General features: G+C 63.5%; 17 protein-coding genes. 9 read left to right on the top strand and 8 right to left on the bottom strand.

Features of this window, described 5'->3' with window-relative positions:
* Positions 1-300 precede the first annotated feature (300 nt).
* Positions 301-2088: a GGDEF domain-containing protein gene (locus CSQ92_RS05965; protein WP_099393521.1), complete on the top strand. Its 1788-nt coding sequence runs from the start codon at positions 301-303 to the stop codon at positions 2086-2088.
* A 45-nt stretch (positions 2089-2133) separates the two neighbouring features.
* Here the strand turns inward: CSQ92_RS05965 and CSQ92_RS05960 are convergent, their stop codons facing one another.
* From CSQ92_RS05960 to CSQ92_RS05940, 5 genes are all read right to left on the bottom strand, one after another.
* Entirely contained in the window at positions 2134-2577 is a 444-nt protein-coding gene (locus CSQ92_RS05960; protein ID WP_099387645.1) for a DUF6386 family protein, read from the bottom strand.
* A complete protein-coding gene (locus CSQ92_RS05955; protein ID WP_034781444.1) occupies positions 2574-3050 on the bottom strand; it encodes a DUF4262 domain-containing protein in 477 nt (158 codons plus the stop codon). The genes CSQ92_RS05960 and CSQ92_RS05955 overlap by 4 nt, the downstream gene beginning before the upstream one ends.
* A 90-nt stretch (positions 3051-3140) precedes the next feature.
* The gene (locus tag CSQ92_RS05950; RefSeq protein ID WP_070256189.1) at positions 3141-4529 is read right to left on the bottom strand and encodes a tetratricopeptide repeat protein; all 1389 of its coding nucleotides are present in this window, start codon (positions 4527-4529) and stop codon (positions 3141-3143) included.
* Positions 4530-4703: 174 nt separating this feature from the next.
* Complete coding sequence (locus CSQ92_RS05945) at positions 4704-5333, bottom strand: 3'-5' exonuclease (protein WP_170846245.1); 630 nt, start codon at positions 5331-5333, stop codon at positions 4704-4706.
* Positions 5334-5372: 39 nt separating this feature from the next.
* Positions 5373-6623: an Hsp70 family protein gene (locus CSQ92_RS05940; RefSeq protein WP_034781446.1), complete on the bottom strand. Its 1251-nt coding sequence runs from the start codon at positions 6621-6623 to the stop codon at positions 5373-5375.
* 177 nt (positions 6624-6800) lie between these two features.
* Here CSQ92_RS05940 and CSQ92_RS05930 point away from each other — a divergent pair, with 177 nt between their 5' ends.
* Both CSQ92_RS05930 and CSQ92_RS05925 read left to right on the top strand, forming a co-directional pair.
* Entirely contained in the window at positions 6801-8900 is a 2100-nt protein-coding gene (locus tag CSQ92_RS05930) for an Ig-like domain-containing protein (protein ID WP_180276949.1), read from the top strand.
* 179 nt (positions 8901-9079) lie between these two features.
* On the top strand, positions 9080-10177 hold the full coding sequence (locus tag CSQ92_RS05925; RefSeq protein ID WP_080753310.1) for a LacI family DNA-binding transcriptional regulator: 1098 nt from the start codon (positions 9080-9082) through the stop codon (positions 10175-10177).
* Positions 10178-10230: 53 nt separating this feature from the next.
* Here the strand turns inward: CSQ92_RS05925 and CSQ92_RS05920 are convergent, their stop codons facing one another.
* On the bottom strand, positions 10231-10650 hold the full coding sequence (locus CSQ92_RS05920) for a YidB family protein (protein WP_034751100.1): 420 nt from the start codon (positions 10648-10650) through the stop codon (positions 10231-10233).
* A 259-nt stretch (positions 10651-10909) separates the two neighbouring features.
* On the opposite strand from CSQ92_RS05920, the gene CSQ92_RS05915 reads away from it, so the two are divergent.
* The 3 genes from CSQ92_RS05915 (at position 10910) to CSQ92_RS05905 (ending at position 12507) form a co-directional block, all read left to right on the top strand.
* Positions 10910-11122 (top strand): hypothetical protein, encoded by a 213-nt coding sequence (locus CSQ92_RS05915; RefSeq protein ID WP_034751103.1) that lies wholly within the window; start codon positions 10910-10912, stop codon positions 11120-11122.
* A gap of 109 nt (positions 11123-11231) precedes the next feature.
* On the top strand, positions 11232-11960 hold the full coding sequence (locus tag CSQ92_RS05910) for a hypothetical protein (RefSeq protein WP_099393519.1): 729 nt from the start codon (positions 11232-11234) through the stop codon (positions 11958-11960).
* Positions 11961-12033: 73 nt separating this feature from the next.
* Complete coding sequence (locus CSQ92_RS05905) at positions 12034-12507, top strand: DUF6328 family protein (RefSeq protein WP_034781452.1); 474 nt, start codon at positions 12034-12036, stop codon at positions 12505-12507.
* Positions 12508-12627: 120 nt separating this feature from the next.
* Here the strand turns inward: CSQ92_RS05905 and CSQ92_RS05900 are convergent, their stop codons facing one another.
* Positions 12628-13530 carry a LysR family transcriptional regulator gene (locus tag CSQ92_RS05900; RefSeq protein ID WP_099393518.1) on the bottom strand — a complete coding sequence of 301 codons (903 nt, stop codon included), beginning with the start codon at positions 13528-13530 and terminating at the stop codon, positions 12628-12630.
* Positions 13531-13632: 102 nt separating this feature from the next.
* On the opposite strand from CSQ92_RS05900, the gene CSQ92_RS05895 reads away from it, so the two are divergent.
* The 3 genes from CSQ92_RS05895 (at position 13633) to CSQ92_RS05885 (ending at position 16597) form a co-directional block, all read left to right on the top strand.
* Positions 13633-14649, top strand: a complete 1017-nt coding sequence (locus tag CSQ92_RS05895) for an aldo/keto reductase (RefSeq protein ID WP_180276948.1) — start codon at positions 13633-13635, stop codon at positions 14647-14649.
* 19 nt (positions 14650-14668) lie between these two features.
* Positions 14669-15085 (top strand): SRPBCC family protein, encoded by a 417-nt coding sequence (locus CSQ92_RS05890; RefSeq protein WP_099393517.1) that lies wholly within the window; start codon positions 14669-14671, stop codon positions 15083-15085.
* Positions 15086-15379: 294 nt separating this feature from the next.
* Positions 15380-16597, top strand: coding sequence for an MFS transporter (locus CSQ92_RS05885; RefSeq protein ID WP_083299622.1), 1218 nt, complete (start codon positions 15380-15382; stop codon positions 16595-16597).
* A 49-nt stretch (positions 16598-16646) separates the two neighbouring features.
* Here the strand turns inward: CSQ92_RS05885 and CSQ92_RS05880 are convergent, their stop codons facing one another.
* Positions 16647-17345: an aspartate/glutamate racemase family protein gene (locus tag CSQ92_RS05880; RefSeq protein ID WP_180276947.1), complete on the bottom strand. Its 699-nt coding sequence runs from the start codon at positions 17343-17345 to the stop codon at positions 16647-16649.
* Positions 17346-17347: the final 2 nt, after the last annotated feature.

The following is a 17347-nucleotide window of genomic DNA, read 5'->3' as shown; positions in this document are numbered from 1 at the left end:
GCACAGTTATCGGATGGATTTGCCGTCTTTTGTTTGGGTAAATTCCATGGATGACCATGATAAATCTCGCTTTCGCCGGAATCGGCAAACTGACGTTCATGCAAGAAACATTATCAAAAACAAAGTCGTTTCATCAAGTTGTCATAAATCTTCTTTACTATCGGCAACATGTTCATGGCCCGTCCAGAGGCCGTGCCGCCACATCCGCCTATGCACACTCTCGCCCTCCCCACCGCCACCGCCGCGCCGCCCGGCGCGGTCCCATCGAATGTGGCTTACCTGAAGCCGCCATCGGTATCCATGAGCATCGAAGGGACGGATGCCTTGCATGAGATCATCGCGGGCCGCAAGCTCAGCGCGCTGTTCCAGCCCATCATCCACATGCACAGCGGCGACATCATCGGTTACGAAGGCTTGATACGAGGGCCGTCCGACAGCCCCTTGCACGCGCCGATGAATCTGTTCAAGGTGGCGCGCGCGCATGACCTGACCCTGGAAGTGGAACACCTGTGCCGGCAAGTGGTGCTCGAACGCTTTGCCGAACTGCAGTTGCCGGGCAAGCTGTTTCTCAATGTCAGCCCCGAATGCCTGCTGCTGCGCAATGCCCGCCATGGCGAAACCCTGGAATACATCGAACACATCGGCATCAATCCGGACCGCGTCATCATCGAGCTGACGGAAAACCAGCCCACGTATGACTACGAGCTGATGCGCGAAGCGGTGCTGCATTACCGCAATATGGGTTTCCAGATCGCTATCGACGACCTGGGCGAAGGCTTTTCCAGCCTGCGCCTGTGGTCCGAACTGCGCCCGGAATACGTGAAAATCGACATGCATTTCATCCAGGGCATCAATAATGACCCCGTGAAACTGCAATTCGTGCGCTCGATCCAGGAAATCGCGGAGAAATCGGGCACGCTGGTGATCGCCGAAGGCATCGAAGCGCAGACGGAATTGCTGGTCTTGCGCGACCTGGGCGTGGCGTTCGGACAAGGCTATCACCTGGGCCGGCCCAATGCGGTGCCGGCACGGGCCCTGCCGGCGGAAGTGGTGCAGGCGCTGGGGCGCAATGGCGTGGCCGTGTATCCGCAGCGCAGCAGCCTGGAAAAGAATGGCGCCAGCATCCGCAAGCTGCTGCACCGGGTGATAGCCGTTTCGCCTGAGAAAAATAATAACGAGGTGTACGACATCTTCCTGAAAGACCCGAAGCTGATGATCATTCCCGTCGTCGACGACGGCGTGCCGCTGGGCTTGATCAGCCGCTTCGAAATGATCGACCACTTCGCCCGCCCCTACCAGCGTGAACTGTACGGCAAGAAATCATGCAGCCTGTTCATGGATGCCACGCCCCTGATCGCCGACCACGAAACGAGCTTGCAGGAACTCAGCTACACCATGGTGCAGTCGGATGCCCACCACCTGTTCAACGGCTTCATCATCACCGAACACGGCCGCTACCTGGGCATGGGCACAGGACACGACCTGATGCGCGAAATCACGCAGATGCAGATCAACGCGGCCCGCTATGCCAACCCGCTGACGCAACTGCCCGGCAACGTGCCCATCAACGAGCATATCGACCGCTTATTGCACAGCGGCAGCCGCTTCTGGGTCTGCTATTGCGACCTCGACCACTTCAAACCCTTCAACGATGTGTACGGCTACCGCAAGGGCGACGACGTGATCCAGCTGACGGGAGAAATCCTCAGCGGTCATTGCGACCCGAACCGCGACTTCATCGGCCACATCGGCGGCGACGATTTCATGATTTTGTTCCAGAGCGAAGATTGGGAAGCGCGCTGCCAGGCCATGCTGGACGACTTCGCGGCCGCCATCCTCGCCTACTACAGCACCAGCGACTGCGAACGGGGCGGCTATATCAGCGAAGACCGGCAAGGCAAGAAAGTGTTTTACTCATTGATCAGCCTATCGCTGGGCGTCATCAAGGTGGAGGCGCACCAGTACTACACGCACCATCAGATCGCCACGCAAGCGGCCGAAGCAAAGAAGCAGGCAAAGAAAATCCACGGCAACAGCCTGTTCCTGGACCGGCGGCAAGGTGGGGGCGTGGCGCGCATGGATGCGTAGCCAGGGCCAAGAATCAGAAGCTGAACGGGAATCGGAGACGCACGATCAAATCCGCACGAGGTCGCCAAACGCATTGCTGCCGCGGGCATCGGGCACGAATGCCAGGCTGATGTGCGCCCCGTCGCGGCGCGCCTGCACGCGGTAGCTGCCCACAGGCACGTCCACGAAGAGGCCGCCGTATGCCGTGTCCGGTTCAAGGCCGCCACCCGTGACATCCTCCCCGGCACCGATGAAGACGCGGCCCGAGACGACAGCCAGATGCACTTCCACATGCGGTTCGGCAAGTTCGGCGTGCAAGGCAAGTTCATACGCGCCGTCGCCGCCCACGTTAAAAAACGCCACCTGCCCCGCATTCACGGCCGCCAATTCCGCACTGGGAAGGCTCCACCAGTCGCAGTCCTCTTCCAGCTTGTGGCGCAAGAGCGCCGGGTCGAACACGCACACGGTCGCCGTGCCGGTCACAATGCTGACGGAGGGGCCTGCCGTCATGCGGCCAGCGGCGCCGGCCCCAGCAAGGGCTGGCTTTCCACATACTGCGCACTGGCTTGCGCCTGCCACGGGAAATGGCCATCGCGCGACGGCCAGACGATCTGGTACAGCGTAAAATCATCGCCCTGGTAATACCAGCGCGCATAGCCGACATAGTTGCGGTATTGCTCGACGGGCACGCGCACGAAGGCGCACTGATGGCCTTCCAGCAAGACATCCGTGGTAGCCGTGAAATCCGTGATGGCGCCGCTGCGCGCGGCGTCCAGCGCCACATCGAGTATCTGGTGGGCCATGGCGCGCGGCAAGCCCATGATGAGGAACTCAGGCTGGCCGAAACTGTGACAAGCGCCTATCGTGAAGGCATAGCCGGGACCTTCTTCATCCGCACCGATATGCACGCCATGCCAGCCGTGCGTGGCGATGTCGTCGATGACTTTTTGCTCGGATGCATCCTCGCCTGCCTGCCTTACCATGGTTCACCTTTCACTGTGCCAAAAACCTTGCCGCCTTCGCGACATGCTTACCGGCAATTATCGCATGCAGCCCGCGTCTACGCCCACGCTTCAGTCGCGCGGAGGCCGCGCAGGGAAGCGCACCTGGTGCCATTGCCGCATGCGCTGCTGCGCCTCTTGCAGTTGGGCCGGCTCCAGCCTGGCGCCAGCCGCCTCCCTGGCCCTGGCAGCCCCGCTGTCGCCGCCCTCGGCCGCCAGTGCCAGCCACATGTAGCCACAGACGGGATCCTTCTCCACGCCGCGCCCGCTGTTATACATGCCGCCCAGGTTGTATTGCGCCAGCGCATGGCCCTGGCCGGCCGCGCGCGCATACCATTGCACGGCCAAGCCGTCGTCTTGCGGCACGCCATGGCCGTTCGCATACATGACACCCAGGTTGTTCTGCGCGCTCGCATCGCCCTGCTCGGCGGCCGTGCGATACCAGCGCACGGCGCACACCTCGTCGCGCTCCACGCCCTGGCCGTTGGCATACATCACGCCCAGGTTGAACTGCGCATTCGACGCGCCCTGGTCCGCCGCCCTGGCGTACCAGTCCAGTGCCTGGCGCAAGTCGCGGCCCACGCCGCGTCCACCCGCAAACATGCCGCCCAGATTGTATTGCGCCATGCAATGGCCTTGCATGGCGGCACGCCGGTACCAGACGACGGCACGCGCCTCGTCCTTGTCCACGCCCTGGCCGCGCGCCAGCATCAGGCCCAGGTTGAACTGGGCGTCGGCGTCGTCCTGCTCGGCCGCCCGCTGCAGCCAGGCATACGCGCGCAGCTGGTCGGGCGCCACGCCCAGGCCTTCCGCATAGGCCACGCCGAGTTGCCGCTGCGCCACGGCCAGGCCCTGGGCGGCGGCCTGGCGGAACCAGGCCAGCGCCTGCGCATCGCTCTGCACCACGCCCTGGCCCCGCTTGTAGACGAGCCCCAGGTTCAGCTGCGCCTGCGCATCGCCCTGCAAGGCTGCCTTGCGGAACCAGGCCAGGGCCAGCGCATCGTTCTTTTTCGCCCCCAGCCCTTGCGCATAGGCTTCGCCCAGCAGCGATTGCGCGCTGGCCACGCCCTGTTCGGAGGCGCGGTAAAACCACGCCAGGGCCAGCTCGTCGCTCTGCAGTACGCCCCGTCCCTTGCGGTACATCTGCCCCAGGTTTTGCTGCGCCGAGGCATCGCCCTGGGCGGCCGCGCGGCGAAACCACAGCACGGCGTCCTCGTCGCTCTGCGCCACGCCGCGGCCGTGGTAATACAGGGCGCCCAGGTGGTTCTGCGCGAAGGCCAGCCCTTGCAACGCGGCCAGGCGTAGCCAGACAAAGGCGCGCGCATCGTCCTGCGCCACGCCTTCGCCCTTCTTGTACATCAATCCCAGGTTGAACTGGGCGTAGGCATTGCCCTGCTCGGCCGCCGTGCGGAACCAGATATACGCCTGATGGCTATCTCTGGCAGTATGGTGCTTGTCCATGTGCGCCCCCATCCACATTGCGCTTGCCGGCAGCACGCGCAAAACGGCGGCCCAGGGCGGCGAAATCGTGTGTTGCTTAAATTTTAAATTCGATGCGGGGGAAGGACTTGAGCAGGCTCAAACGAAATAACAAAATTATATCGTTTGATGAGCCTGCTTAGAGGGGAATGGCGCTCAACGGCGCGACGGGTGCTTTTGCAGGAATTGCGGTACTTTCGCGGCGGCCAGCTTGTTCAGCGACACGAGCAAGTCCGCGTCGACATCGGCGATGCCATAGCTGCTGCGCAAATGGCGGCCGATATGGATCAGCACTTGCGCCGCCACTTCCGCATCGGACTCGGCCCTGTGGGCGGCGCTCTTGAAGGCGATGCCCAGCTGGCTGGACAGCAAGCCCAGCTTGTAGCTGGCCATGCCGGGAAACACGCGGCGCGACAGTTTCAAGGAACACACGAGCGACTGGTGCGCCGGTGTCAGGTTCAGCCTGGCGCTTTCCGCGCGCAGGAATTTCTCATCGAAGCTGGCATTGTGCGCCGACAGGGCATCGCTGCCGATGAAGTCCAGCAGCTGCGGCACCACCTCGGCCACGGGCGGCGCCTTGTCCACCATCGCCTGCGTGATGCCCGTCAAGCCCGTGATGAACGAGGGAATGCGCGCATTGCAGTTGATCAAGGTTACATAGCGGTCCGTGATCCGCCCGCCCTCGATGCGCAGCGCCGCCACTTCCGTGATGCGGTCGCCCATGTCGGGCGATAAACCGGTCGTCTCGAAGTCGATCATGACGATCGGTTTGTCAAACACATTCATGGGGCGCTCTTTCGTGGGTGCGGCATTGGGTGATGATTATCAACCAAATTTACGCACGGCGTCCAGCGCGAGTCCCGCGCCAATACTGCCGAACAGATCGCCCTCGACCTTCCGCGCGGCCGGCACCAGGGCTGCGATCTTTTCGCGCAGCAAGCGCACGCCGCTGGAGCCGCCCGTGAAGAACACGGTGTCGACGGCTTCCGGCGCCACGCCCGCGTCGCGCAGCAGGCGCAGCACGGTTTCTTCCACGGAACCGCACAGGTGGCCGATGGCCTCGTCGAACTGCGTGCGTTTGAGCAACAGACTCTGCGCGGGCGACAGGCGGTCCAGTTCCAGCTGCACTTCGGCCGCGTCGGACAGGGCAATCTTGCCCTCTTCCACTTTCATGGCCAGCCAGTGGCCGGCGCGCTCGTCGATCAGCTTTTGCAGACGCCCCATCTTGTCTTGCTCGCGCGCATCGCGGCACACGTCGGCCAGCTGCACCCAGATCTTCTTCGTGTACGCCAGGTTGATCGTGTGCCAGGTCGCCAGGTTGAAATAATAGCTGGATGGCACTTCGCTATTGTTATGCAGGCGGCTGCCATAACCGAGCAAGGGCATGACGGATGACAGGCTCAGGTATTTATCGAAATCCGTGCCGCCAATGTGCACGCCGCCGGTGGCAAGGATGTCGTCGCGCCGCTCGGTCTTTTTCGCCCGTTCCGGCGACAGCCGCACCAGCGAAAAGTCGGAGGTACCGCCGCCGATGTCGGCGATCAGCACCAGTTCTTCCTTGTCGATTTGCGACTCGTAGTCGAACGCGGCGGCAATCGGCTCGAACTGGAAGGCGACGTCCTTGAAACCGACGGAGCGGGCCACTTCGGCCAGGGTGTCCTGCGCCAGCTGGTCGGCTTGCGCATTGTCGTCGATAAAGAAGACGGGACGGCCGAACACGGCGGACGAGAATTCGCGGCCGGCGGACTGCTCGGCGCGGCGTTTCACTTCGCCAATGAATTGCGCCAGTAACATGCGAAATGGCAAGGCGCGGCCACCCACTTCCGTCTGGCCATCGATGAGGCTCGTGCCCAGCAAGCTTTTCAGCGAGCGCATCAAGCGCCCCTCGTAACCGGCCAGATAGCCGGCCAGCGCCGCGCGGCCAAAACTGACTTCCTCGTCTTCCGCATTGAAGAAGACGACGGACGGTAAGGTCGTCTTGCCATCTTCCAGGCCAAGCATGGTGCTCTGCCCGGGACGTGCCCAGCCTACCGTGGAATTTGACGTGCCGAAATCGACGCCGCAAGCATTGGCCATGTCGACCCTTCCCTGAATAAAGGGGCGTTATATTATCAGAAGGCAGGCCATTGCACCAGCAAAACCCGTTCGACGGGGTCAACAGCATAAACTTGCTTTGCATCAAGTAGCGGCCGCGCGCAAAAGCTACTCTTGGAAGTGATGCCGAGCAACTCGGCCAGCTCCCGGAGACCCATCGTGCCCCTCGCCCGCCTGCGCCACCCGCGCCACCTGCCCGCTGCCTTGCTGCCTGCTACCTTGCTGGCGGCCTTCCTCGTTTCCCTGGCCGGCTGCGGCGGCGGTTCGGCCGATACCCAGGCCGGCGCCGGCTGCTCGCTGCACAGCACGGCAGGCTGCGGCGGCAGCCCGCCGCCCACCGTGCCGCCCGTGAAGCCGCCAGTCACCCCGCCCGTGACGCCACCCGTGATTCCGCCGGTCACGCCGCCCGAGCCGGCCAGCCTGGCCAGCGCCGTCAACCTGGTCTTTTCCAGCACGGAACTGGCCTCGGCGGGATTGGCTGGCAGCGAAGTGAGCGTCACGGCCCTCGTCAAGGATGGCGCCAACCTGGCCTTGCCAAACGCAAAAATTTCTTTTGCCGCCGATTCCGGCATCCTCGGCAGCGTCGATGCCGTGACGGACAAGAACGGCCAGGCGCGCGCTTTGCTGGGGACCGGCGGCGCCAACAGCAACCGCAGCATCACCGTGACGGCGCATGTCGGCACGCGCAGCGGCAAGGGCACGGTGGCCGTCACGGGCAGCAGCGTGGAAGTGCTGGGCCCGGCCGCCTTGCTGCTGGGCCAGGGTGCCGACCTCACCGTCACCGTGCGCGACTCGGCGCGCAAGCCCGTGGCCGGTGCCGCCATCGCCTACAGCACGGGTGGCGGCAACGGCGTGCGCGTCAAGGATGGGAGCGCGGCGCTCAGCAATGCGCAAGGCCAGCTGGTGCTGCGCCTGACGGCTGGCAGCCTGGGCAAGGATGCCGTTTCCGTCAGCGCCCTGGGCGCCGCCGCCACGCAAGCGTATGCCGTAGCCGGCAGCGACCTGCGCCTGAGTCCGGCCGTGGGCCAGGACGCCAGCGGTGCGGACGTGCTGCCCGAGATCGCCACCCTGGCGTGCCAGCCCATCGACGCGCGCTATGACAGGGCGGGCGTGGCGCAAGCGGGCAGCGCCAGCCTGTCGACCTCGCGCGGCAGCCTGTTTGCGGACAGCGCCTGCAGCCAGGCCTTGCCTGCCAGCCTGATTTTCAGCGATGGCAACTTGCCGCGCAGCTACGTGCAATCGGCCAACGCGGGCGTGGCGACCGTCACGGCCGCCGTGGCAGGCGGGCCCACGGCGCAGACGCGGCTGGAATTCATCGCGCCATTGAGCGGCGCCAGCAAGCTGGCCGTGCAAGCGGATCCGGCGGTGCTGCGGGCCAATCCCGGCAATGGCGTGCCCGCCGACAGCATCAGCACAAGTATCAGCACAATCAGCGCCGTCGTGCGCGATGGCGCCGTTAACAACCTGGTCAAGAACGCGCCCGTGCTGTTTTCCATCTTGAGCGACCCCAGCGGCGGCTACCTGCGGCAGGCGGGCCGGGTACTGACGGGCAGCGATGGCCTGGCGCGCGCCGTGTATGTGGCGGGGCCGGCCGACAGCGGCCGCGACAGCGTGTTGATCCAGGCCCGCATCGAAGGCGCGCCGCAAGCGGCGGCCACGGCCCTCGTACGCCTGACGGTGGCGCGGCAAGCGCTGTCGATCAAGCTGGGCACGGGCAGCCTGCTGCGCGAATATTCACCCAGCGTGCTGCAGAAGGACTTTGCCGTATTCGTGTCCGACAGCGCCGGCAATGCCGTGCCCGGCGTTGCCATCACGGCCGCCGCCTGGCCCAGCCGCTACGCCAAGGGATATTATGTATGGCAAGCGGACAAGCCCGAATTCCCCGACACGGGCGTCTGGCGCCTGGCCCTGCCCCTCTACAGCTGCGCCAATGAAGATGTCTTGCGCAACGGCATCTTTGACGCCGCCTACGACCGCAACGGCAATGGCGTGCTCGACCCGGGCATCCCCCTGACCGTCAGCGCCAGCGGCCTGAGCGACGCGCTGGGCATGGCCACCGTCACCGTCAGCTATCCGCGCAACTACGGTTCCTGGGTGGACGTCGTGCTGACTGTGCGGGGCACCGTCAGCGGTACGGAGGCGAGCGCCACGGCGGAATGGCCATTGCCTACCATGGCCAGCGATTTCAGCGCCCGCCGCGTGGATCCGCCGGGACGCCTCAGCCCCTATGGCAGCGGGCCGTGCGACAGCAGCGATTGAGGGGCTGCCGAGCACTTGCCATTCAGTCATATTTTTTGCAACATGAACAATAAGCGTAAATAAGCATGTAGTCTTGCCATAAGGCAATCTTTTGCGCTATGCTCATTCTGCCCGCCCAGGCCGTCACAAGCGGCCGGGCCTGCAGGAATACTTTGAGACAGGTTGCTTGCCAGACCAATATGCGAAAAAAGAATACTGTAGCCCGGACACCCATCACCACCACCCGCGCCATACCCGGCGCCGGACGGCGCGTGACCTCGTATGACGTGGCCCTGCTGGCCGGCGTGTCGCAATCGGCCGTGTCACGCTGCTTCAAGCCGGGCGCCAGCATCTCGCCCGCCACCCATGCCAAGGTCATGCAGGCAGCCATCACCCTCGACTACATCCCGAACGCGGCCGCGCGCAGCCTGATCACGCGCCGCTCGAACTTGGTCGCCGTCATCATTTCCAACCTGGCCAATCTGTACTATCCGCAAGTGTTGTCCGACCTGAGCCAGCAAATCGCCCGCCTGGGCAAGCGTCTCTTATTGTTTACCCTGGAGCGCGAAGCAGACATCGGCAAGGTCTTGTGCGATGTGTGGCAATACCAGGTCGACGGCGCTGTCGTGGCCGCCTGCCTGTCGGACGAGCAGATGGCTGAATTCGGCCGGCGCGACGTGCCGCTGGTGCTGTTCAACCGCAGCCCGCGCGAACATGCCGTGCACGCCGTGCTGTGCGACCAGGCCGAAGCGGCGCGCCTGCTCGTCTCGCGCCTGGCCGAGGCAGGCCACCGCCAGTTTGCCATCATCGACGGCCCCGGCGACTCGGCCGTCGCGCAGGAACGCAAGGCTGGCATGCTGGACCGGCTGCTGACCCTGGGCTTGCCCGCGCCCATCGTCGTCAGCGGCAACTACGACTATGCCAGCGGCGGACGCGGCTTGCGCAAGGTCATCGACCGCCTGGGCCGCGTGCCGGACGCCGTCATTTGCGGCAACGACATCATGGCCATCGGCTGCCTGGACACGGCGCGCCACCAGATGGGCATCCAGGTGCCGCTGCAGATGTCGGTGGCCGGCTTCGATGCGCTGGAAGCGTCCGGCTGGCTCAGCTACGACATCACCACCCTGCGCCAGCCCGTGCAAAAGATGGCCACCGATGCCGTCGCCATGCTGGGCGAACTGATGGAGCGGCGCGGCGGCATCGCCGAGCGGAGACGGTATTGCTCGTATCTGGTCGAGGGGAGTACGGCGCGGCTGACTGCTGAGCAGCCCCACTTCGGCATGATGGCCGCCGCCTGAAAACAAAAAAACCTCGCATCGCTGCGAGGTTTTTCACTTGCAAGACCAGGAAATCAACCGAAGATCTTGCCCTTGAGCATATTCAAGCCCTGGCTGACGAGGTCATTGCCTTCCGGTACCTGGCCGTCCGGGGTCAGCTTGTCGATCAGCTGGGGCAGCAAGGCTGCCAGGCCGCCCGAGGCCGCGTCCGGTGCAACGCCCGCTTTTTCAGCGATCTGGGTGATCGTGTCGCTGCCCAGCGCATCCTTGATCTGTTCGCCGGAGACGGGCGCATTCGCGCCGGTGCCGATCCAGCTGGCCACCTGGTCGCCCAGGCCGCTTTCCTGGAACTTCTGCAGCAGGCCGGGCAAGCCGCCATGCTGGTTGACCAGGTCCATCACGCTGGCCATCAATCCCGATGGGGCTTCCCCGTCAGCACTTTTATTGCCCAAAGCGCTCATCGCCTGTCCTGCAAGTTGGTCTAGCAAACTCATCGTATTCTCCTGAACGCTATCGATTAGTGCCGCGTGACTGCGGCGTCGGTATGGCGCAGACCATTCTCCGCCATGGAAATCATTATACTATGAATAATAAAAATGCTATAATTACAATCTCAAGGCGAACGCACAGACGGCCTCACTGTCGAGGCGCCCACCTCCATCATATTTAGTTCGGCACAACTTGCAAGCGTAAATTGATCGTGCGCAAAAACGTGTAGAATTAATTTTCCTACTTACTGAGGAGTATCAACATATGAACATCAATAAAGCGGTAGACAAGGCTTACGAAAAAAAGACGTTCAAGGAAATCGCTGATGCCCCCGTCGACGCGCTGCAAGGCGTGAGCGAGAAGGATGCGGAGCTGCTCAAGCAGGCATTCAATATCAAGACCGTGCGCGATCTGGCGAACCTGAAATACTCGAAATGGGCGCGCGCCATCGTCACCCTGGCCGATACGGAAGAATAGACCGGGCCATGCTTTTGGCATCCCCGTCAGCACAGCCCGCCCGAATCGGCGGGCTTTTTCATTCCAGACAGCCAGCGGCTGGCAAGGCGATAGCCGCTGGGAGGCGCCCTTGGCCACGCCGCTGACCCTGCCCGGCATCTGCTGGCCCCTGCAAGCGAGCACAGGCCATCTTGCCGTTACCACATCCCACATCACGGGCCACTTTCGCGCCGGTGCGGGGCTGGACGCCATCGTCCTGTGCGATCTGCTGCCCGCTGGAAAATTTCGCAACGGCGCGGCGCGCCACTGGTGCCGCACGCACCAGTGCTACTGGGGTACGCAAGCCGATCTGGCCGGCTGGCAAGCAACACAGCCCATGCGTTGCCGCCAGCACGCCAGCCCCATGGGCTATGTGCTGTATCCGGAATTGTTCGACCCCACGCAATTTCACGCCAGCACCCTGCGCCTGGGCAATGATGGCCTGCTGCAACTGCGCGCCCGGGCCAATGACGGCGGCGCCCTGCTGGCGCGCGACGCGGCCGCGCTGGCCATCGACTGTCGCGCCCTGCCCGGCCTGTTTCCTCCCGACATAGTGCAACTGAATATCACGCCGCCCGCCGCGCAGGCGTTCGCCGCCGCGCTACAGGCTGGCGCACCGCTGGGCTGCAGCGACTGCGCCCGCTGCAGCCACCCGCACCTGGATCTGGGCGACTTCGCGCTGGTGCCGCACCGTCGCCACAGTTGCGGCCATTGTGGCCACGACGCCTCGCACAGCGCCACGGCCATCGTCTCGACACCGCTGTGGCGGCTGCGCGAATACGCCGCCCGCCTGCCTGGACGCGGCATGCAATACTTCTGAAGGTGCGCCCGCCCACAGTCAGGCAAGGCACTGCCGGGTAGACTGGCTCCATTACCATCACGAGGACGGTCCCATGCCACCAGCGCAGCACCAGGATGAAAATGACCAGCCAGGCGATGCAGGCGACTTGTCCGACCTGCTCAGCGAATTGCGCATCCTCTTGCCGGGCGCGCAGATGCTGACGGCTTTCCTCATCATCCTGCCCTTCAATGGCGGCTTCGCGAAGATCGTGCAGGCGGAAAAAATCGTCTTCCTGCTGACGTTTTTCCTGTCCATGACCAGCCTGGTGCTGCTCAGCGCGCCAGCCATCCAGCACCGCGTGATGCGCCCCCTGCAAGACCGCGAACGCTTCAAGCGCGTGGCCGACCGCATCATGATGTGCGGCGCCTTTTCCCTGGCGCTGGCGTTTATCTTAGGTACCAACCTGGTGATGTCGGAAGTGTTCGGCCACGTCGCCGGCATCATCGCCTGCGTGCTGATGGGCGCGCTCATCATTTGCATGTGGTGGTGGCTGCCCTTGCACTTGAAGCACGCCAGGAAAATCTAGAACACCTAACCAAACCTACTGCGCGTCGCGATTTGCGGCCTCCGATGCTCACTGTGCTCAAGCACAGCTCCGCTTCTCAGCCACAACTCATCCCGCTCGCTACGGTTTTGTTAGGTGTTGCTAAGCGGCTGCGCTCGCCTGCTGCAGCAAGGTTTCCCGGAAAATCCCCACCAGCGGACGCAAGTTCACCTTGTGCCAGGCCAGCCACAATGGCGTGCGATAGCTGAACCACGGCAATTCCCTTACGACGACGCCGGCCGGCGCGTGCTGGCGCAGGCTGTGCTGGATCATGGCCATGCCCAGCCCGGCCGCCACCAGGCCCAGCGCTGTCAGCGGTTCCGTTGCTTCCATGCGGATATCGGGCGTAAAACCGGCGCGCGCGCAGGCGGCGATGAAATTATCGTGTTTCAGCACGCTTTCCTTGTGCAGCACGGCAATCCATTCCTCCCCCGCCAGATCGTCCGGGCTCAGCTCGGCCTTGTGCGCCAGCGGATGCGTTTCCGGCAAGGCCAGCAGCATGGGGTCGCTCAGTACTTGCGCGCAATCGAGGTCCGGGTCGTTCGGCAGCGGCGGCTCGCACAGCAGCGCGATATCGAGGCTGCGCTGGCGCAAGCCTTCGATCTGCTCGGCCGAATGCAGGTTGTACAGGGCAATGTGCACTTGCGGCCGCGTGGCCCGCAAGGCGCGCAAGCCGTCCGGCAACACGCCCGCATGCATGGCGTTTTCGATGTAGCCTATGCACAGGCCACCCTCGTCGCCGCGCCCCAGCCGTTTCGCCAGCGCTTCCAGGCGGTTCCCGTGGGTGATAAACGCGCGCGCTTCGGCAAGGAAGGTATGGCCATCGCGCGTCAGGCGGATGCGCTGGGCGCTGCGCTCGAACAGGGTCAGGCCCAGCCTGTCTTCGAGCTGGGCGATTTGCCGGCTCAGCGGCGACTGGGAAATATGCAGGCGTTCGGCGGCCCGTCCCACGTGTTCTTCCTCGGCGACGGCGATGAAGTATTGCAATTGGCGTATGTCCAGCATATCAGACCTTTCAGGACTCAAGTTGCGCCAATTATGTCTTGGACAGGCTTAACTTGTCCAGCTATTCTGTCTTCACTGATCCACACATTGAAGGAAAACATCATGACAATCAAACACTTACTGACAGGCAAACTGGGTTTCGGCACGGCGCCGCTGGGCAATATGTTCCGCAACATTCCGGAACAGGAAGCGCTGGCAACCGTCGACGCGGCGTGGGAATCGGGCATCCGCTACTTCGACACGGCCCCGTTCTACGGCGCCGGCCTGGCCGAACTGCGCCTGGGCGCCGCCCTGAAGCAGCGCCGCCGCGACGATTACGTGCTCAGCACCAAGGTCGGCCGCCTGATCCTCGATGAACTGGAAGACCCCACTGCCCGCGAACTGGGCGAAAAAGGCGGCTTGTTCGAATTTGGCCGCAAGAACAAGATCGTCGATGACTACTCGGCCGACGCCACCCTGCGTTCGATCGAAGACAGTTTGAAACGCCTGGATACGGACCACCTCGATATCGTCTGGGTCCACGACATCGCCCAGGATTTTCATGGCGACAACTGGCTGGCGCAATTCGAGATTGCCCGCACGGGTGCCTTTCGCGTGCTGACCCGCTTGCGCGAAGAAGGCGTCATCAAGGCCTGGGGCGTGGGCGTGAACAAGGTGGAACCGCTGGAACTGACCCTGGACCTGGCCGAAGCCCAGCCGGACGCCTTCCTGCTGGCCGGCCGCTACACCCTGCTCGACCATGAACGGGCGCTGCAGCGCCTGATGCCGGCCGCAGCAAAACAGAACGTCGACATCGTCGTGGGCGGCCCATACAGTTCAGGCATCCTGGCCGGTGGCGCGCACTTCGAATACCAGAAGGCTTCGCCCGAAATCATTGCCAAAGTAGAACGCATCAAGGTGATTGCGGCACGCCACGGCGTCAGCGTCAAGGCTGCCGCCCTGCAATTTTCCCTGGCCAATCCGGCCGTGGCCGCCGTGATCCCCGGCGCCAGCCGTCCGGAACGCCTGGCCGAAGACCTGGCAGCCTTGAACAGCGTCATCCCCGCCGCATTCTGGCAAGACATGCGCGCCGAGCAACTGGTATCGGCCTTCGCCCCCCTGCCCGGCGACACTCTCTGATATAGACAAGGAATTCATCATGGCACATACCACTACTTCGATCGACATCGCCGCCACGCCGGCACAAGTGTGGCAACTGATCGGGGGCTTCAATTCGCTGCCCGACTGGCTGCCCTATATTCCCAGCAGCACATTAAGCGACGGGGGCCGCATCCGCCATCTGGCCAACCCGGCCGGCGACGTCATCGTCGAGCAGCTGGAAGCGTACGACAATGCAGCGCGCAGCTACAGCTATTCCATCCTGCAGGCGCCGTTTCCCGCCGCCGATTACCTGTCCACCCTGAAAGTGGAACCACTTGCCGGCAGCGATGGCGCGCAGGTCACCTGGTCGGGCCGCTTCACGCCGGTGGGCGTGAGCGAGCAGGAAGTGACGGACCTGTTCCACGGCATTTATGTGGCGGGACTGGAAGCGCTGCAGCAATCGTTAGCGAAGTAATACGCAAGGAAGACCATTTCCGCCACAGCCAGCTTTTCTTCGCTCTCCCTGTGGCGGAATCGCGCAGATTCCGTGTTATCGTTAACAACAAGAGCAAACGCTGTTGTGTGCAGTGCAGCAGATTTTAGCCGGCGCCCTGCAGAGCTTGCCCGAATCTCTTACAATGTTGTCTTTGGGCAGCTCTTCTAGCCCGAAAATACCGGCCATCCGTCGATTCTGGTGGCGCATTGCCACCTCCGGCTGGGCCACTGCGCGCCCCTCCGCCCTGTCATTCTTTACCCAACTAACAAGAACATGCACGCCTCCGTAGATCCCCTGATTCCGCGCGTCACCGCGCCTTTTGGCGCTGGCTATGCCGACCTGGCCCTGGCCATCGGCGGCCTCGCCATCGGCACGGGCGAATTCGCCTCCATGAGCATCCTGCCCGTGGTGGCCGACGACCTGGGCACGACCTTGCCGCAGATGAGCCACATGATCAGCGCCTACGCGCTGGGCGTGGTCATCGGCGCGCCTCTGATCACGATCTTCCTGGCGCGCATGCCGCGCCGTTTGATGCTGATCTGTCTGATGCTGATGTTCGCTGGCGGCAACTTGCTCAGCGCTATCGCCCCTAACTATGGCTTGCTGGTCGTCGCCCGCTTCGTGGCCGGCATCCCGCACGGCGCCTACTTTGGCGTGGCGGCGCTGGTGGCGGCCGCCCTGGCCGAACCGGACCGGCGTGGCCAGGCCGTGGCCCGCGTCCTGATGGGCTTGACCGTGGCGAATATCTTTGGCGTGCCGCTGGCCACGTATATCGGCCAGACACTGGGCTGGCGCTCGGCCTTTTTGCTGGTCGCCGCGCTGGGCTTGCTGACCATGCTGATGGTGCGCATCTTCGTGCCCATGGTCGCTGCCGGCGATTCGAGCCCGCGCCGCGAACTGGGCGTCTTCCGCCGCCTGCAAGTGTGGCTGACCCTGCTGATGGTGGCGATCGGCTTCGGCGGCATGTTCGCCGTCTACACGTTTATTACGCCAACCCTGCTGGAAGTGACGAAAGTGTCGCCCCTGGTCATTTCCATCTTGCTGGCCATTATCGGTATCGGCATGACCGTGGGTAATCTGATCGGCGGCTGGCTGGCCGACCGCTCGCGCCTGTGGACCATCTTCGGCGTGCTGCTGTGGAACGTGGCCGCCCTGGCCGCCTTTACCTATACCAGCAGCAATGTCTGGCTGACGGCGATCAACCTGTTCGCCATCGGCGCCGGCATCGCCGTCGCCCCGGCCGTGCAGACGCGCTTGATGGACGTGGCCGGCGACGCGCAAACCGTGGCCGCCGCCCTCAACCATTCCGCCTTCAACATCGCCAACGCGCTGGGCGCCTGGGCCGGCGGCATCGCGATCGCCATGGGCATGGGCTTGCGCTCGACGGGCTGGGTGGGCGCCATGCTGGCCTGCGGCGGCATCGTCGTGCTCGGCATTTCCGTGCTGGTGGAAAACCGCAGCCGCAATGTGAGCGGCGCGCAGCCGGCTTGATGGTGAATGAGCGGCCCCCCCCTTGCGGGCGCCGCTCATATGCGAGCATCTATTCTTCGGTGGCAAACGCCACCGCCGCCTCGCAATGAATCGCCGTGGTATTAAATAGCGGCAAATCGACATCGCCGGGCTTGACCAGCAATGGGATCTCCGTACAGCCCAGAATCACGCCCTGCACGCCTTGCAGCCGCAGTTTCTCGATGATCTCAAGGAAAATGTTCCGGCTGGCGTCGGTAACAATATTCTGCACCAGTTGCGTGTAGATAATGTCATGCAAGATTTCCTGGTCGGCCTCATCGGGCGTCACGGTCGTGATGCCCAACTGCTCCAGCGCATCGTGATAAAAGCGGCCCGTCATGGTCTGCTTAACGCCCAGCAAGCCGACCTTGCGCACACCCGACTGCTGCACCCGCTTCGCAGTTTCCTCGACGATGCTGATAAAAGGCAAGCCGATCCGCGGCACGACGGCCGGCGCGAAGCGGTGCGCACCGTTCGCGCACAGCAGGAAGAAATCCGCGCCCATGCCTTGCAGACGCAGCCCTTCGCCGATCAGAAATTGTTCGATGGCATGCGAATCGGGCTGCGCCGCGTGCGCAACGAAATCGGCCTGGTCCATGCTGACCAGCATGATGCGCGCGCTGTGCGCGGGCCCGATGCGCGCCACCAGCATTTCATTGATGAGCCGGTAGTATTCCAGGGTCGAGGCCCAGCCGATGCCGCCAAGTAAACCGATAGTCCTGTTTTGCACAT

The sequence above is a fragment of the Janthinobacterium sp. BJB446 genome (assembly GCF_002735655.1).
Classification (GTDB): domain Bacteria; phylum Pseudomonadota; class Gammaproteobacteria; order Burkholderiales; family Burkholderiaceae_D; genus Janthinobacterium; species Janthinobacterium lividum.
This window is presented reverse-complemented; position numbering and strand designations above follow the sequence as displayed.

What these genes read in the sequence shown, in the direction of transcription:
- CSQ92_RS05965 (WP_099393521.1), top strand. Translation starts at nt 301, where the DNA reads ATGAGCATCGAAGGGACGGATGCCTTGCATGAGATCATCGCGGGCCGC.
- CSQ92_RS05960 (WP_099387645.1), bottom strand. Translation starts at nt 2,577, where the DNA reads ATGACGGCAGGCCCCTCCGTCAGCATTGTGACCGGCACGGCGACCGTG.
- CSQ92_RS05955 (WP_034781444.1), bottom strand. Translation starts at nt 3,050, where the DNA reads ATGGTAAGGCAGGCAGGCGAGGATGCATCCGAGCAAAAAGTCATCGAC.
- CSQ92_RS05950 (WP_070256189.1), bottom strand. Translation starts at nt 4,529, where the DNA reads ATGGACAAGCACCATACTGCCAGAGATAGCCATCAGGCGTATATCTGG.
- CSQ92_RS05945 (WP_170846245.1), bottom strand. Translation starts at nt 5,333, where the DNA reads ATGAATGTGTTTGACAAACCGATCGTCATGATCGACTTCGAGACGACC.
- CSQ92_RS05940 (WP_034781446.1), bottom strand. Translation starts at nt 6,623, where the DNA reads ATGGCCAATGCTTGCGGCGTCGATTTCGGCACGTCAAATTCCACGGTA.
- CSQ92_RS05925 (WP_080753310.1), top strand. Translation starts at nt 9,080, where the DNA reads ATGCGAAAAAAGAATACTGTAGCCCGGACACCCATCACCACCACCCGC.
- CSQ92_RS05920 (WP_034751100.1), bottom strand. Translation starts at nt 10,650, where the DNA reads ATGAGTTTGCTAGACCAACTTGCAGGACAGGCGATGAGCGCTTTGGGC.
- CSQ92_RS05915 (WP_034751103.1), top strand. Translation starts at nt 10,910, where the DNA reads ATGAACATCAATAAAGCGGTAGACAAGGCTTACGAAAAAAAGACGTTC.
- CSQ92_RS05905 (WP_034781452.1), top strand. Translation starts at nt 12,034, where the DNA reads ATGCCACCAGCGCAGCACCAGGATGAAAATGACCAGCCAGGCGATGCA.
- CSQ92_RS05900 (WP_099393518.1), bottom strand. Translation starts at nt 13,530, where the DNA reads ATGCTGGACATACGCCAATTGCAATACTTCATCGCCGTCGCCGAGGAA.
- CSQ92_RS05895 (WP_180276948.1), top strand. Translation starts at nt 13,633, where the DNA reads ATGACAATCAAACACTTACTGACAGGCAAACTGGGTTTCGGCACGGCG.
- CSQ92_RS05890 (WP_099393517.1), top strand. Translation starts at nt 14,669, where the DNA reads ATGGCACATACCACTACTTCGATCGACATCGCCGCCACGCCGGCACAA.
- CSQ92_RS05885 (WP_083299622.1), top strand. Translation starts at nt 15,380, where the DNA reads ATGCACGCCTCCGTAGATCCCCTGATTCCGCGCGTCACCGCGCCTTTT.